The sequence below is a fragment of the Plantactinospora solaniradicis genome (assembly GCF_042658085.1).
GTDB lineage: Bacteria > Actinomycetota > Actinomycetes > Mycobacteriales > Micromonosporaceae > Plantactinospora > Plantactinospora solaniradicis.
Map to the genome: position 1 here is coordinate 11,091 of NZ_JBHSPR010000002.1, position 14,101 is coordinate 25,191.

A 14,101-nucleotide genomic window follows, 5' to 3' on the forward strand; every position below is an offset into this window, starting at 1 on the left:
CCGGTCAGGACGCCGGTGGTCAGCCCTTCAGGCCCGAGGTGGCGATGCCCTCCACCAGATAACGCTGGAAGGCCAGGAAGAACAGCATTACCGGCACGATGCTCAGCACCGACATCGCGAACATCGGGCCGAACGCCGACTCGCTGGTCTGGTCGATGAACAGCCGCAGCGCCAGCGGCAGCGTGTACGACTCCGGGTCGTTGAGGTAGACGAGCTGGCTGAAGAAGTCGTTCCAGGTCCAGATGAAGGTGAAGATGGCGGTGGTGACCAGCGCCGGCTTCAGCAGCGGCAGGATCACGTACCGGAAGGTGAGCACCGGACCGCAGCCGTCGATCTCCGCCGCGTCGTCCAGTTCGCGCGGCAGGCCCCGGATGAACTGCACCATCAGGAAGACGAAGAACGCGTCGGTGGCCAGCAGCTTGGGCAGGATCAACGGGACGAAGGTGCCGACCAGATCCAGCTTCTGGAAGATCGTGTACTGCGGGATCAGCACCACGTGGTACGGCAGCATGATGGTCAGCAGCGTGAACGCGAACAGCGGCCCGCGCAGCCGGAACCGGAGCCGGGCGAAGGCGTACGCGGCCAGCGCGCAGGAGACCAGGTTGCCGATCACCGAGCCGACAGCGACGATCACCGAATTGCCGAAGAACTGCCAGACGCCGATCCCGGCGATCCCGTCCAGTGCGGCGGTGTAGTTCTCCGGAGCCAGCCGGCTCGGCAGCAGGCTGAGGCTGGACAGGATCTCGTCGGTCGGCTTGATCGAGGTGGCGAGCAGCCAGACCACCGGGTACAGCAGCAGGGCCAGCGTCCCGATGATCAGCGCGTGCCAACCGATCCCGCGGAGCCGGGCGGCCAACGCGCCCGGCCGTCGACCCGACGCCGGCCGTACGTGCGGCCCACCGTCGGGCCGGGCCGACCGCCCATCCTGGAGCGTGGTCACCGGTCCTCCCCGGAGTAGAACACCCAGCGGCGCGAGGTGCCGAAGAACACCGCCGTGATGATGGCGATGACGAGCAGGAGCAGCCAGGCCATGGCCGAGGCGTAGCCCATCCGGAACTGGGAGAACCCGCGCTCGTAAAGGTAGAGCGTGTAGAACAGCGTCGAGTTGCTCGGACCGCCCCGGCCGCCGCTGACGATGAACGCCGGGGTGAACGCCTGGAACGCGTGGATGGTCTCCAGCACCAGGTTGAACAGGATGATCGGGGAGAGCATCGGCAGCGTCACCGAGCGGAACGTCCGCCATCGCCCCGAACCGTCGACCGCGGCGGCGTCGTAGAGCTCCGTCGGGATCTGCTTGAGCCCGGCCAGGAAGATGACCATCGGGGCGCCGAACTGCCAGACGGCCAGGATGATCAGCACGTAGAGCGCGTAGTCCGGCTCGTTGATCCAACCGCCGGTGTCCCAGCCGAAGACTCCGGTGGCCGAGTCGACCACACCGGTGTCGGTGAACATCGCCCGCCACACCAGGGCGATCGCCACACCGGTGCCGAGCAGGGACGGCGCGTAGAAGGCGGACCGGTAGAACCCCTGTCCGCGCCGGTTGCGATTGAGCAGCAGCGCCACCGCGAGGGCGGCGGCCAGCTTCAGCGGTACGGAGATCAGCACGTACGCCGCGGTCACCTTGGCCGACGCCAGGAAGCGCGCGTCGTCGGTGAAGAGCCGCTTGTAGTTCTCCAGGCCCACCCACTCGGGACTGGTGAACAGGTCGTAGTCGGTGAACGAGAGGTACAGCGAGGCGAGCATCGGACCGACGGTCAGCAGCAGCGCCCCGAGGACCCACGGGGAGAGGAAGAGGTACGCAATGCCAGGTTGGTTACGGCGGTATCGGGCCCGGGCCGGGGTCGCGCCGTCGCCAGGGTTGGCGGGCCGGGGCGGTGGCCGGTGCAGAGTTCCAGTCGTCATCGTCGACATCCCATCGGCTCGTGGCGGCCACACCCCAGGGGCGCGCACACGTACCTCGATGGCGAGGCTGTGTGAAACCATTCAACAAGCGGCACGAAAGTACCCCCGAGGGGCGGTGCCTGTCAACGGAGGTCCGCTCCTCCCTCGACAGTGCGCGGTGGATCGGCCCCATACGCCGGATTGAATGAATCGGTTCATAACCCCGGACGGGCCGGATCACCTGCGGTGCCGCCATCGACGAGCGGTCCCGCCCGGCGCCTGCGGGAGGCCGTCCGCCCGCGTCCGTCCGCCCGTGTCCGTCGGCCGTCCGTCGGTCGTCCGTCGGTCGGCGGTCAGGACTTCGGGCGCCAGCCCGGATCGCGGCCGAACGCGGCGACCAACCGGTCCTGCTCGCTGGCGTCCGGCGGCACCGGTACGCCCGGCTCGACCAGGCCACCGGTCCGGTACATCGACACCCGGTCGGCGAACCACCGGGCACACTCCCGGACGGCCTCCGGGTCGAGCCGGGGTTCGGTGCCGACGGCGACCATCAGATCCCAGCCGTGTACCAGGTGCTCGGCCATCAACTGGTGCAGGTACTCGCGGCCGGGCGTGGGCCCGACCGACAACTCCACCGTGCGGTCCAGCGCACCGGCCTCGCTCACCGCCCGGTCGGCCGCCTCGGCGGCATCCCGCGCCGAGGCCGCCGGATCGTCGCCCAGCAGGTCGCCCGCGAACCGGTCACCGACCTCGGCCAGCGATGCGCCGCCGAACAGCGGTACCGACCAGCGGTCCTCCCCGACCACGTGGTTCACCAACGTCCGGACGTCCCAGTCCCCGCACGGCGTGGGCCCGGCCCACTGGTCGGGGCCGACCCGACCGACCTGGTCGGCGAACCCGGTGAGGGTGCGCCGGTACGTCCGGAGCAGATCCATCACCCGATTCTGCCCCGGTACGCCGACCCGCGCCGGAACTGCCGGAAGTTGAACCGGTCGAGTCGGTGGAGTCCGTCGAGTCGGTCGAGTCGGTCGGTGTGCGGGGTGGGCCGGGTCGGCCGGGGGCCAGCGGAGTCTGTCGCGACGGCTGTCGGGGTGGCTCAGTCCAGTTGCTCGGCGACCAGGCCGAGTTCGCGGGCGACGGAGAGCCGTACCCACTCGGTGAGCTGGCGCCGGAGGATCACCCGGTCGTGCACCGCCAGTTGCACGGCGAGCCCGTCGATCAGGGCGTTGATCCGCCAGGCGGCTCCGGCCGGGTCGTCACAGGTGAAGACGCCGTCTTCCACCCCGGCCGAAATCACCTCGCCGAGCCCCTCCCGCCGACGCAGGTCCAACCGCCGGGAGACCTTCTCCAGTTCCGGGGTGCGCAGCGACTCGGACCACCCGTCGATCCACATCGCCCACGACCGGGGACGTCCCGGCGGGGCGTAGAGCCGGAGCAGCTTCTTGAGCTTGACCAGCGGGGAGGCGGTGGACCGGTGCACCGCGTCGAGCCGGGCCAGATCCTGCTCGGCGGCGTACGCGAAGGCCTGGGCGACGAGTCGCTCCTTCGTGGCGAAGTGGTAGAAGACCAGCGCCTGGCTGACCCCGGCGGCCTGCGCCACGTCGGCCGTACGCGTATTCGCCAGCCCGCGCGCCGCAATCACGTCGCAGGCGGTGCGCAGCAGCGAATCCAAACGCACCTCGGCCGCACGTCTCGTCACGCGGCTACGTTAGCCCATTCGGGCCAGCACAATAAGCTATCAACACGTCGGATAAGTTACTACCGGGTCAGACTGTCCACTAGCGCATCAGAAGCGTCACGATGCCGGCCAGGAACGCGGCGGCGCGGAGCGGGTCAAGGGTGGGTTCGGCATCGACGACGGCGGCCGGTCGGAACGGGCGATCGACCCGGCCCCGAGGTCGAAAAACCGGCCGGCGCACCGGGTCAACCGCCCGGCCCGCCGAGCCAACCGCCCAGCCCACGAAGATCGGCCATGATCGGTACCGCATAGTAGTGTCCGCTCATGCCAGACGGTGTGGCCAAAATCCCTCCGGCGGCGGACGTCGAGCCGGGACCGGCGCCAGGCGGGTCCACCCTGGAACGACCGGTCGTCGGGTCCAACCCGCAGCCCGCAGAACCGACCCGTGATCCAGACTCGACCCGTGATCCAGGCTCGACCCGTGACGCGCCGGTCGCGTTGGCCACCCCCGGGGTGGCCGACGCCGCGGTGGCGTTCGACGACGAGGAACGCCCCGCCCGCCGGCTCACCGGTCCGGTCGACCTCGGCGTCGGGGTGGTCGCGTTCGCCGTCGCGCTGCTGGTGCTGTGGCAGGTGTTCCGTCCGCTGTCCCAGGGCAGCCAGTTCTATCTCATCGTCTTCCTGGCGGGCGTACTTCCGCTGGTCTTCCTCGCGTACCGGTCGGGTCTGCGGCTACCGGACCGGCTGACGAGCCGGCTGCCGGCACGACTGGCTCCCCGCGTACCCGATCCGGACGGCCCGCCCGCGCGCCAGCGTGACCTGCCGACGGTGGCCGACTGGCTACTGGCCGGGTTGGCGCTGGTGGTCTGTCTCTACCCGGTGGTTCCGCTCGCGTTCGGGAACGCGGGCGGCGGCTACGACGCCTTCCTCGACCGACAGGGTCTGCTCGCGCCGGTGGACGTGGCGATGGGCGCCCTGCTGCTGGTGCTGCTGGTGGAGGCGTGCCGGCGCACCACCGGCTGGATCCTGCCGGTGGTCTGCCTGCTCTTCCTCGGCTACGGCTACTACGGCGGGCTGCTGCCGCAGACCTGGGCCGTCGCCCACGCGGGCCTCGACTTCGGACAGATCGTCGACGCGTTCTACAACTCCGCCAGCGGGTTCTACGGCACCCCGCTGGACGTCGCCGCCACCTACATCGTGCTGTTCACCATCTACGGCGCCGTGCTCGACCTCTCCGGCGCCGGACGGTTCTTCGTCGACCTGTCGGTCGCCGCGTTCCGCCGGTCCCGCAGCGCCGCCGGCCGCACCGCGGTCGCCTCCGGGTTCCTGCTCGGCACGGTCTCCGGCTCCGGTACGGCCACAGCGGTCAGCGTCGGCGCGGTCACCTGGCCGATCCTGCGCCGGGCCGGCTATCCCGCCGAACATGCCGGCGGAATGCTGGCGGCGGCCGGGGTGGGCGCGATCCTCTCCCCGCCGACCCTCGGCGCCGCCGCCTTCATCGTCGCGGAATACCTCGAGGTCTCCTACCTGACCGTGCTCGGCTGGGCGGTGATCCCGACCCTGCTCTACTACCTCGGCATCCTGCTCGCCGTCGAGATCGACGCGCGCCGGTTCAAGGTACGGCCGGTCGAGGTGGCCGCCGGCTCGGCGTGGCGGCTGCTGGCCCGGTTCGGCTACCACTTCTCCTCGCTGATCGTGATCGTCGTGCTGCTGGCGGTCGGGGTGAGTGCGACCCGGGCCGTGGTCTACGCGACCGGGCTGGCGGTGGTGCTGTCGTTCCTCGACCGGCGTAGCTGGTTGACCCCCCGGCGGCTCTTCGCCGCGCTCTCGGCGGGCGTGCGCGGCGTCCTGCCGGTCGTGGCGGTCTGCGCGGCGGCCGGCATCATCACCGCCACCACCACGAAGACCGGATTGGGCGCGCAGTTCGCGTCGCTGCTGGTCCGCGGCGCCCAGGCGCTGGCCGACAACCCCACCGTCGTACTGGCGCTGACCGTGGTGTTCGCCGCGATCGCGCTGTCGCTGCTCGGTCTCGCCGTACCGGTCACCGCGTCCTTCATCATCGGCTGGGTGATCATCGGCCCGGCGCTGCTGGCGCTGGGCGTTCCGGCGCCGGCCGCGGCGATGTTCGTCTTCTACTACTCGGTGCTCTCCGAGGTCACCCCGCCCACCGCGCTTGCCGCCGTGGGCGCGGCGGCGATCACCGGCGGCCGGACCGTGCCGACGATGTGGCAGGCGCTGAAGTACGCCCTGCCGGCCTTCCTCGCGCCGATCGCGTTCGTGCTCACCGGGCCGGGGGAGTACCTGCTCGGTCGGGGCTCGCCGCTGGAGGTGCTCTGGGCCGGCCTGGTCGGCTGCCTCGGGGTGGCGGCACTCGCGGTGGCGACCGGTGGCTGGCTGCTCGGGGTGGGTCCGGCCGGGCGGCTCGAGCGGGTCCTCACGGCGCTGGCCGGTCTGCTGCTGCTCTACCTGCACCCGGTTTCCATCGCGATCGGAGTCGTGCTGATCGCGATCGCCGTGTTGACCGCGCTGGCGCGGCGGCGCCGCACGGCGGAGGCAGATCCGGACGATCCGCCGGGTACGGGCGGTACGACGTCGGGGGACCCGGCACGTCCCGCCGGTACGGATCCGGCGGGGCCGGCGGATCGGGGTGGCACGGATCCGGCGGGGCCGGCGGATCGGGGTGGTCCGGCCGAGGGCGGCGAGCCGGGTGCCGAGGCGGAGGACGCCGGTTCGAGGGGGCAGGAGTTCGGTCGGAGCGTGGGAGAGGAAGCAAAATGAAGCGTGCAACGAGGATCCTGGCAGCGGTCACGGCCGCCGGCCTGGGCCTGACGGGAATCGCCGGCTGCGGCGGACGGCAGGACGCCGGCACGAACGACGCCGGTGGCGAGGTCACCTGTGAGGTGGCCACGGAAACCCGGATCGGCATCGCGACCGGCAACGCCACCGGCGTCTACTTCGCGCTCGGCAACGCCTACGCCGAGCAGGTCTCCAGCACTCCGGGCAGCAAGGTCAAGGCGACGGCGGCCGAGACCGGGGCGTCGGTACAGAACATCCAGCAGCTCGTCGCCGGTACGTACGCCGTGGCGTTCTCGCTCGCCGACACCGCCGCCGACGCGGTACAGGGCACCGGCAGCTTCGAGGGCCAGAAGCAGCCGGTGCAGGCGCTGGCCCGGATCCACACCAACTACACCCAGGTGATCGTGCGCAACGGCGCCGGGATCAACTCGGTGGCCGACATGCGGGGCAAGCGCGTCTCGACCGGCTCGCCGAAGTCGGGTACCGAGGTCATCGCCAACCGCCTGCTCCAGGCGGCCGGGCTCGACCCGGCAAAGGACATCCAGACGCAACGGCTGGACCTGACCAAGACCGTCGACGGGATGAAGGACGGCTCGATCGACGCGCTGTTCTGGTCCGGCGGCCTGCCGACCCCCGGCATCACGGATCTGCTCACCACGGCCAAGGAGCAGGTGGCCTTCCTGGACATCACGCCACTGTTGGCCGAGATGAAGAAAATCAACCCGGTGTACGAGGAAGGCACGATCCCGGCCTCGACGTACGGCACCCCGGCGGACGTCAAGACCATCGTGGTGCCGAACTTCCTACTGGTGAAGGACACCCTCGACGCGAACCTGGTCTGTGTGCTGACCAAGACCCTGTTCGACCGGAAGCCCCAACTGCAACAGGCCAACGCGGCGGCCAAGGAGATCAGCCTGGACACCGCCCGCAAGACTGACCCGGTACTCCTGCACCGGGGGGCGGCTCAGGCGCTTGACGACCTGAACGCCCCGAAGTAGCCGTACGTCCCGTCGCGCCGCCACCCCCAGAACCCCAGGTTCCTAGGAAGCTCTAGGGGTGGCGGCGCGGTCGTCTGTCCGCCCCTGGGATCCGGTGCCCGGTTCGGGTCACCGCCGACGACCCGGAACCCCTGGTGACCCGCCCGGCGGCCCCCGAGTTGGCATCTGTTCGCGGCCTCGGCTAAAGTTCTCATCCGTCACCAGGAAACACCGGAGACAAGCGGACGTAGCGCAGTTGGTAGCGCATCACCTTGCCAAGGTGAGGGTCGCGGGTTCGAGTCCCGTCGTCCGCTCGGAGATGCCGCCACAAGTCGGGGGCTACCTCGGTGGAGTGGCCGAGAGGCGAGGCAACGGCCTGCAAAGCCGTGTACACGGGTTCAAATCCCGTCTCCACCTCGGTATCAACGAGGGCGATTGGCGCAGTGGGAGCGCGCTTCCTTGACACGGAAGAGGTCACTGGTTCAAACCCAGTATCGCCCACCAGTTATACATGCAGGTCAAATGGCTCGTTGCCGGATCATCGGTAACGAGCCATTCTGTAGTTGCTCCTCACGGTGGGAGCAAATTGGGAGCGCATGATCATCTGCGGTGACCCTACGGCGGAACCGAGCGATGGATGATGTCGTACGGGGAGGGCTCGCTCAGCCCGGTTCGGTGGGGGCGCTGATGTTCCCCGGGTTTCACGGAGTCGTCGTGGTTGGTTTCATGGCCACGGACAGGGACATCGGTCGGACTGGCAGAAAGATGATCGCCGCTCGGCATCGGGCGTTGGGCCACGTTGACGGGGTCGGGGTTGGCAGAGCCCTTACGGCTTCCGTCAGAGCCTGTCATCCAAACCAGCGAACTGGGTGATCAGAGAGCCTCACCGCGCCTACTCCTGATTCTTTCGGCTACGGCGTCGGCTGCCTTCCGGTGGAGGTCTTTGGTGACGCTCTGGTAGGTGTCGCGGGTGAGTGTGGTGGTGGTGTGGCCGAGTTGGTCCGAGACGACTTTGATGTCGATGCCGGCGGCGAGGGCGATGGTGGCGGCGCCGTGGCGGAGGTCGTGGCGGAGGTCGTGGAGGCGGATGGGTGGTAGTCCGGCTCGGCGTACGACTTTGAGGAATCGTTGGGTGACAAGGTTGGGATGCCAGGGGTGTCCGTTCGGGCGGACGAAGAAGAGGCCGGTGTCGGGCCAGGCGGGTCCGGCGGCGAGGCGTTGGGCCGCGCGGCGGGCGCGATAGGCGGTCAGGACGGCTGCGGTGTCGGCGTCGAAGGTGACGTCGCGGTTGCCAGCTCTGCTCTTGGGCGGTTTCTGCCTGATGGTGTGGCCATGGACGGCGATCTGATTGTTGATCGTGACCTCCCGTCTGCCGAGTCGGACCTCGGCGTCGCGCAGGCCGCAGGCCTCGCCGCGGCGAGGACCGCGGTAGGCCATGAGGTGGAAGAGGGGATAAAGGTCTGGGTCGTGCTCGGCGGCGTGGTCGAGGAAGCGGACGAGAAGTTGTTCGGTCCAGACCATGATCGGGCCGGGGACCTCGCCTGTCGTTTTCCAGCGCTCGACGCGTTCGGGTTCCCAGACGATGGGCAGCGGACGGTCGGCTGGTGTTCTGACGAGCGTGGCCGGGTTGGTGACGCCGACGATGAGCTCTTCGGCGAGGGCGTCGTTGATCGCCTTGCGGAGGGCCGCGCGGATGCGTTGGCGGGTTGACGGGCCACAGGGTCGGACCCGGTGGACGCTAGCCCTGACGTCCGCGTCGGGGCTCGACTTGGCGGTTCGTATCTCGGCCCCGCGTTGTTCGATGGCGGCGAACATGGCCTTGAGATGCCGGCCCCGACCAGCCGCACACCGAGATCCCTCGCTGAGCTGACCTCTTCTGGGCGGGTTTCGAGGACCAGACAACAGACGTCCGCGCCCGCCTGGGCCAGCGCGATGCACAGCTCGCGGTTGAATGTGCTGACGCCCCCACGCGCCGACGACCAGTGAGTGTCGATCGCGAGGAACCGGACCGGGGACGGACCGCGACTCGCCATGTAACGATGATGTCACCCATCGTGTACGCGTAGAGGTATCCGATCAGCCGGGATTCTCGACCTTCCCGCAGAGCGCGCACCCCTCCCGCTCCGACCAGCTCTCCCGGTCGAGATCGCCGGGACGGAGCAGGTTCTGGCCGAGTTCAACCCTGGTGCTGACCCGGAACGTCCATAGAGCTTCGGCGAACGGGTGATAAACCTCGTGGAACTCGGGCGTGGACAGCATGACGCCGGATCGGACCGCGTTGCGGATGCCGATCAGCCGGACAAAGGCCGCCTCGCCATCCGTCACGAGAGCCACGCTCGCCGACATGAGCAGGCGCTCCCGCACGCCATACAACCCGGACTGCTGAACGGCGGACGAAGCCGCGGTGTACCGCTCGGTATCGTCAGACGGGATGCGGGCAACCTCGCGCAGGGCGGCGTGGGCGATGTCGAGGGCTAGGGCGAAGTCGACGTACGTCTTGAGGCGGTCCGACTCCCGATCTCGGCGACGCTGGCCGCGATCGTTGCGTGCGCCAGCCAGGAGCGCGCCGCCCAAGGCGATAACCGCGCCCAGCGCGGTACTGGCGATCGGGATCCAGTTGGTGTTGGCCATGAGCGCATCATGGCGCACGCTGACCAGGGTCGGTGGGTGGCCGCAGCGCCGAGGGAGGTGAGCCCGACTGGTTTGAGGTGACCCGCCGCCAGCCGGCACCGTCGGTGGTGCCATTCACTCGATCGGCTGGTGACCCGGGGCGGCCGATGCGGTTTGATGGGTGGTCCTTCGTCGAAAAGGATCACCTTGATCATGCAGCTGCGACGCTACCTAGCAGTGGGCGCCTATGTGCTGCTCTCAGCTCTATTTACTGCAGTCGCTGCCATCGCGTTCAATGTGGCATCCGGGAGTGAGTTGCCGTGGTTGCCGTCCTCCGTCCAGGCGAAGCCGTGGTGGTGGGTAGTCGGGTCGACGCTGCCTCTGGCAACATCTCTGCTGCTGTGGCGGGCACGGAGGACGTACGACGCCGGTTTGGCCGACCGCCTGCCTGTGCAGCTGCGCCCGGACCCATGGGTGGTGGCCCGGCCCCAAGAGGTGGCACGTATTGTTGGCACACTGGTGCGTCGTTACCCGGCGACGGTTGTCGCGTACGGCGCCGGAGGTTTCGGCAAGACGACGATCGCCCGGCTGGTGCTTTCGGATCGTCGGGTGCTCCGCCGGTTCCGCGGCCGGGTGTATTGGATGACCCTTGGCCGGGACGCCCGAGGCCCGGCCCTACTGGAGAAGGTAAACGGCCTAACCCATCTGATCGATCCCAGTAAAGCGTATCCGTTCACGGATCTCGAGCAGGCTTCGGCGCAATTGGCGGCGGTGCTCAGCGAGAGTCCCCGCTGTCTGCTGGTCCTCGACGAAGTTTGGTTCGGCGACCAGATGGCCGCTTTTCCGGTGGCCGGCCGCTCCGTCCGGCTGGTGACGACCAGGGTTATCTCAGTCGCCAGAGGGGGCTACACTCTCGTACAAATTGATCGCTTGTCGACTCTCCAAGCGCGCTTGCTGCTCACTGCCAATCTTCCGACCCTGCCGGACGACCTGATCGACCAGATGATGTCGCTCACCGGCGGCTGGCCACTGCTCCTCCATCTCCTGAATCGGGCGCTGTTGCGGAGCATCGCCTCTGGAGCCGACGCCACCCGGGTTGCTGAAGTGGTTCTCCAGAGACTTCAGAGACACGGCTACGCGGCCCTAGACCTTGCCAGCCCAGCCGGACGGGACCAATCCGTCGCCGCGACCATCGAGGCCAGCCTGGATCTGCTCGTCGCCGACGACCGGAAGCGGTTCCTCGAGCTGGCAATCTTTCCCGAGGACGAGACCATTCCTCTCACCTTGGCGGTGACACTATGGCGCAGCACCGGTAATCTCGGCGAAGGTGAGGCTCGCCGCCTCTGCACGCGGCTGGCGGATCTGTCACTACTCGCTTTGCATGGCGAAGATGCCCTCGTCCTGGACGACGTCGTGCGCAGCTACCTACGCAGACGCCTCAAAGCCGAGGCGCTAAGACACCTGAATCGGCGCTTCCTCGACGCTGTCTCCGAGTCCTTCGACGGCGTCGCGTGGTGGGAGCTCCCGCCCTCGGCGCCGTACATCCGTGATCACCTGATCTGGCACCTCCTCGAAGCCGACCGCAAGGGCGACGCCGAGGCCCTCGCCACCGACATGAGATGGGTGCAGGCGCGACTAGAGCTCGACGGCCCTCTCGGACCCGACGCGGATCTGGCGATGGTCGACAGCGCTCGGGCCGACGGCCTGCGCCACTCCCTTAGGGACAATCGACGTCTGATCAGTGAGACAGACGCGTCCGGCGGATCGGCCCCGCTGACGGCGTTCATGGAGCGGACGCTTGAGGCGCGAGGCGATCAGCCCCGGCTGTTGGGCGTCGACGACGGGCTCGACGCGCGGCTCGATCGCGCTCGACGATCCACGGATGCCGAGCGGTGGAAGACAGAGGCGGCGGCCCAGTTCGGGGCTGCCGCGCGAGCTGCCAGTTCCGGGCGGGAGGAACAGGCCCGGCGGCATCGATTCGACGCGCTGATCGCGATGGCCCTCGCGATGCGGGGACAAAGCAGCGAGTCCACCCGCGAATTGTGTCTCGCCGCGCTGCAAGAGATCGGCGCTGGCGAGCCAAGGGACACGGATGTCAGGTTCGCCGTGCTGGTCTACCTGGGAGTCTCTCAGCCGCACAGCGAGACGGGCCTGGTCGGCTCGGCCCTGCAGACGCTGGTGGGCGGGCTGAGCACGGCCAGCTTCGAGGAGATCGTGCCTGTACCGTTCGGAAAGTCGGCCACGGGCGCTGACGTGGGACTTTGTCCGTCGTGGGATCGACGAATGGTGTCATGCTGCCGGTCATGATCCTGTCGTTCGGCTACCTGATTCTTCGGCAGGCACTGCAGTTGGTCATCCTGTTGGCCCGCGGTGGGCACGCCAACGCGGTCGAGGTGCTCGTGTTGCGGCACCAGGTCGCGGTACTCCGTCGGCGGGTGCGCCGGCTGGATCTGGAACCGGCCGACCGGGTGGTGCTGGCCGGGCTGTCGAGGCTGCTGCCGCGGACGCGGTGGTCAGCGTTCTTCGTCACCCCGGCCACCTTGTTGCGTTGGCATCGCAACCTGATCGCGCGGCGGTGGACCTACCCGAGGCGGCGGCCGGGTCGCCCACCGGTCACGGCCGAGGTACGTCAGTTGGTGCTGCGGCTGGCCCAGGACAACCCGACCTGGGGAGGTCGGCGCATCCAGGGCGAGCTGGCTGGCCTGGGCTACCGACTCGCGGCCAGCACGATCTGGGCGATCCTGACCAGGGCCGGTGCCGGCCCGGCACCGCGACGGGCGGGACCGACCTGGACCGAGTTCCTCACCGCGCAGGCCAAAGGCATCCTGTCCTGCGATTTCCTGCATGTAGACACCATCGGCATGACCCGAATCTATGTACTGTTCCTCATGGAGGTCGCGACTCGGCGAGTCCACCTGCTGGGCGCCACCACGAATCCGACCGGTGAGTGGGTGACGCAGCAGGCCCGCAACCTGATGCTGGACCTGGGGGAGCGGGCCAACCGGTTCCGTTTCCTGATCCGGGACCGGGACGCCAAGTACACCGCAATGTTCGACACCGTGTTCCGGGCCGGGGGTATCGAGGTGCTCCGGACGCCGCCACAGGCGCCCCGTGCGAACGCGTTCGCGGAGCGCTGGGTGCGTACGGTCCGGCGGGAATGCCTGGACCGGCTCCTGATCTACAACACGCGGCAGCTACTCGCCGTGCTGCACGAGTATCTGGCGCACTATAACGGGCATCGGCCGCACCAGGCCCGCGGGCAACGCCCACCTGAGCGGGACAGGCTTCCGGCGATGGTCGCTGATCTGGGTGCGGTGCGGGTACGGCGCAGGAAGGTGGTCCACGGGTTGATCAACGAGTACGAGCAGGCCGCGTAGCCGAAGCCGCGTTCTCGAACGGTACAGGCAATTGAGTGCGCGGACAAGATGCGAAGATGGCTCCGTGGAGATTCGTTTTAGCTTCGGTGACGAGCGTGGTCGAGTGTTGGTGGAGGTCGCGCCGAATGCCGACCCGGTGGCGGTCGGCAAGACCGATCGGGAGTTGGGTATGCCGGTGTGCACCGCGTCTGTCGAATTCAGTGCCCAAGGTTACCGATCGCTGCTGGGCTGGGTGCAGTTGGTTCGCGAGCCCAGCGCGACGGACCATTTTGGCATCGACCCGTTCGATCTGTTCGCCGACTCCAGCGCACCCTTCGCCTGGTACGGAATGCGGCCGGTGCTCTTCGACGCTCCTTCCCGTTGGCGCTCGGGTGCGGTGCGTTGGGAGGCGCACAGCTTTCTGACTATCGGTCCCTGGGACCTTGACCGACGGCTCGTCGTGCCGCTGGTCGGGTTCGCCTGGGGCTACGAGCAGGATCCGGAGGAGCGCCTGCGACTGTCGCCGGTGCGGTTGCTCGGGGCGGTTGACTGGGACGGCCACCGCCCCTACATGTCCGAGAGGTATCCGACGTGGAGGTTCAGCGACGGAGACCATCTTGCTGAACAGCACTGACGATCGTTCGATCCACCGGGACGCACACTCTCACCGTCAGCGAAGCCGATCGGCACGGCCGGCCCGCTACAGGGCGTGACGAGTCCGGCCGGGGCGGGAGCGCACGGTCGGCGGCATGAGTAGCCCTGTGTCAAGCGGTGGAGGCAAGGACGGCCTGCAGGGCTCGGTG

11 protein-coding genes, 3 tRNA genes and 1 pseudogene are annotated in these 14,101 nt (G+C 68.6%); 8 read left to right on the plus strand and 7 right to left on the minus strand.

All coding sequences use genetic code 11. The annotated features are described in order from the left end of the window. Positions 1-19 precede the first annotated feature (19 nt). From ACFP2T_RS05380 to ACFP2T_RS05395, 4 genes are all read right to left on the minus strand, one after another. On the minus strand, positions 20-940 hold the full coding sequence (locus ACFP2T_RS05380; RefSeq protein WP_377417975.1) for a carbohydrate ABC transporter permease: 921 nt from the start codon (positions 938-940) through the stop codon (positions 20-22). Then, positions 937-1,902: a carbohydrate ABC transporter permease gene (locus ACFP2T_RS05385; RefSeq protein ID WP_377417977.1), complete on the minus strand. Its 966-nt coding sequence runs from the start codon at positions 1,900-1,902 to the stop codon at positions 937-939. Before ACFP2T_RS05385 ends, ACFP2T_RS05380 begins: the two co-directional genes overlap by 4 nt. Positions 1,903-2,234: 332 nt before the next feature. After that, positions 2,235-2,816: a TIGR03086 family metal-binding protein gene (locus tag ACFP2T_RS05390; RefSeq protein ID WP_377417979.1), complete on the minus strand. Its 582-nt coding sequence runs from the start codon at positions 2,814-2,816 to the stop codon at positions 2,235-2,237. 161 nt (positions 2,817-2,977) lie between these two features. Further along, positions 2,978-3,580: a TetR/AcrR family transcriptional regulator gene (locus tag ACFP2T_RS05395; RefSeq protein WP_377417981.1), complete on the minus strand. Its 603-nt coding sequence runs from the start codon at positions 3,578-3,580 to the stop codon at positions 2,978-2,980. Positions 3,581-3,883: 303 nt separating this feature from the next. On the opposite strand from ACFP2T_RS05395, the gene ACFP2T_RS05400 reads away from it, so the two are divergent. The 5 genes from ACFP2T_RS05400 to ACFP2T_RS05420 all read left to right on the plus strand — a co-directional run bounded on the left by ACFP2T_RS05400 (position 3,884) and on the right by ACFP2T_RS05420 (position 7,836). After that, on the plus strand, positions 3,884-6,337 hold the full coding sequence (locus tag ACFP2T_RS05400; RefSeq protein WP_377417983.1) for a TRAP transporter permease: 2,454 nt from the start codon (positions 3,884-3,886) through the stop codon (positions 6,335-6,337). After that, positions 6,334-7,353: a TAXI family TRAP transporter solute-binding subunit gene (locus ACFP2T_RS05405; protein WP_377417985.1), complete on the plus strand. Its 1,020-nt coding sequence runs from the start codon at positions 6,334-6,336 to the stop codon at positions 7,351-7,353. Before ACFP2T_RS05400 ends, ACFP2T_RS05405 begins: the two co-directional genes overlap by 4 nt. A 220-nt stretch (positions 7,354-7,573) precedes the next feature. Beyond that, a tRNA-Gly gene (locus ACFP2T_RS05410) sits at positions 7,574-7,646 on the plus strand. A 32-nt stretch (positions 7,647-7,678) separates the two neighbouring features. Further along, positions 7,679-7,749, plus strand: a tRNA-Cys gene (locus ACFP2T_RS05415). Between the two features lie 12 nt (positions 7,750-7,761). Then, positions 7,762-7,836: transfer RNA gene (locus ACFP2T_RS05420), tRNA-Val, on the plus strand. 369 nt (positions 7,837-8,205) lie between these two features. On the opposite strand, the gene ACFP2T_RS05425 is transcribed toward ACFP2T_RS05420, so the two are convergent. The 3 genes and pseudogenes from ACFP2T_RS05425 to ACFP2T_RS05435 form a co-directional block, all read right to left on the minus strand. Further along, a complete protein-coding gene (locus ACFP2T_RS05425) occupies positions 8,206-9,147 on the minus strand; it encodes a tyrosine-type recombinase/integrase (RefSeq protein WP_377417987.1) in 942 nt (313 codons plus the stop codon). 56 nt (positions 9,148-9,203) lie between these two features. Further along, positions 9,204-9,365, minus strand: a pseudogene (locus ACFP2T_RS05430) (hypothetical protein); the annotation flags it as partial. Between the two features lie 43 nt (positions 9,366-9,408). Beyond that, complete coding sequence (locus tag ACFP2T_RS05435; protein ID WP_377417989.1) at positions 9,409-9,963, minus strand: hypothetical protein; 555 nt, start codon at positions 9,961-9,963, stop codon at positions 9,409-9,411. A gap of 192 nt (positions 9,964-10,155) precedes the next feature. Here ACFP2T_RS05435 and ACFP2T_RS05440 point away from each other — a divergent pair, with 192 nt between their 5' ends. The 3 genes from ACFP2T_RS05440 (at position 10,156) to ACFP2T_RS05450 (ending at position 13,932) form a co-directional block, all read left to right on the plus strand. Beyond that, a complete protein-coding gene (locus tag ACFP2T_RS05440; RefSeq protein ID WP_377417995.1) occupies positions 10,156-12,249 on the plus strand; it encodes an NB-ARC domain-containing protein in 2,094 nt (697 codons plus the stop codon). Beyond that, positions 12,246-13,319 (plus strand): integrase core domain-containing protein, encoded by a 1,074-nt coding sequence (locus ACFP2T_RS05445; RefSeq protein ID WP_377417991.1) that lies wholly within the window; start codon positions 12,246-12,248, stop codon positions 13,317-13,319. The genes ACFP2T_RS05440 and ACFP2T_RS05445 overlap by 4 nt, the downstream gene beginning before the upstream one ends. A gap of 64 nt (positions 13,320-13,383) precedes the next feature. Further along, positions 13,384-13,932, plus strand: a complete 549-nt coding sequence (locus ACFP2T_RS05450) for a hypothetical protein (protein ID WP_377417993.1) — start codon at positions 13,384-13,386, stop codon at positions 13,930-13,932. The last annotated feature ends 169 nt before the right edge of the window (positions 13,933-14,101 follow it).

Coding starts and splice junctions, on each gene's coding strand:
- ACFP2T_RS05385 (WP_377417977.1), bottom strand. CDS start 1,902: ATGACGACTGGAACTCTGCACCGGCCACCGCCCCGGCCCGCCAACCCT.
- ACFP2T_RS05390 (WP_377417979.1), bottom strand. CDS start 2,816: ATGGATCTGCTCCGGACGTACCGGCGCACCCTCACCGGGTTCGCCGAC.
- ACFP2T_RS05400 (WP_377417983.1), top strand. CDS start 3,884: ATGCCAGACGGTGTGGCCAAAATCCCTCCGGCGGCGGACGTCGAGCCG.
- ACFP2T_RS05405 (WP_377417985.1), top strand. CDS start 6,334: ATGAAGCGTGCAACGAGGATCCTGGCAGCGGTCACGGCCGCCGGCCTG.
- ACFP2T_RS05425 (WP_377417987.1), bottom strand. CDS start 9,147: ATGTTCGCCGCCATCGAACAACGCGGGGCCGAGATACGAACCGCCAAG.
- ACFP2T_RS05435 (WP_377417989.1), bottom strand. CDS start 9,963: ATGGCCAACACCAACTGGATCCCGATCGCCAGTACCGCGCTGGGCGCG.
- ACFP2T_RS05440 (WP_377417995.1), top strand. CDS start 10,156: ATGCAGCTGCGACGCTACCTAGCAGTGGGCGCCTATGTGCTGCTCTCA.
- ACFP2T_RS05445 (WP_377417991.1), top strand. CDS start 12,246: ATGATCCTGTCGTTCGGCTACCTGATTCTTCGGCAGGCACTGCAGTTG.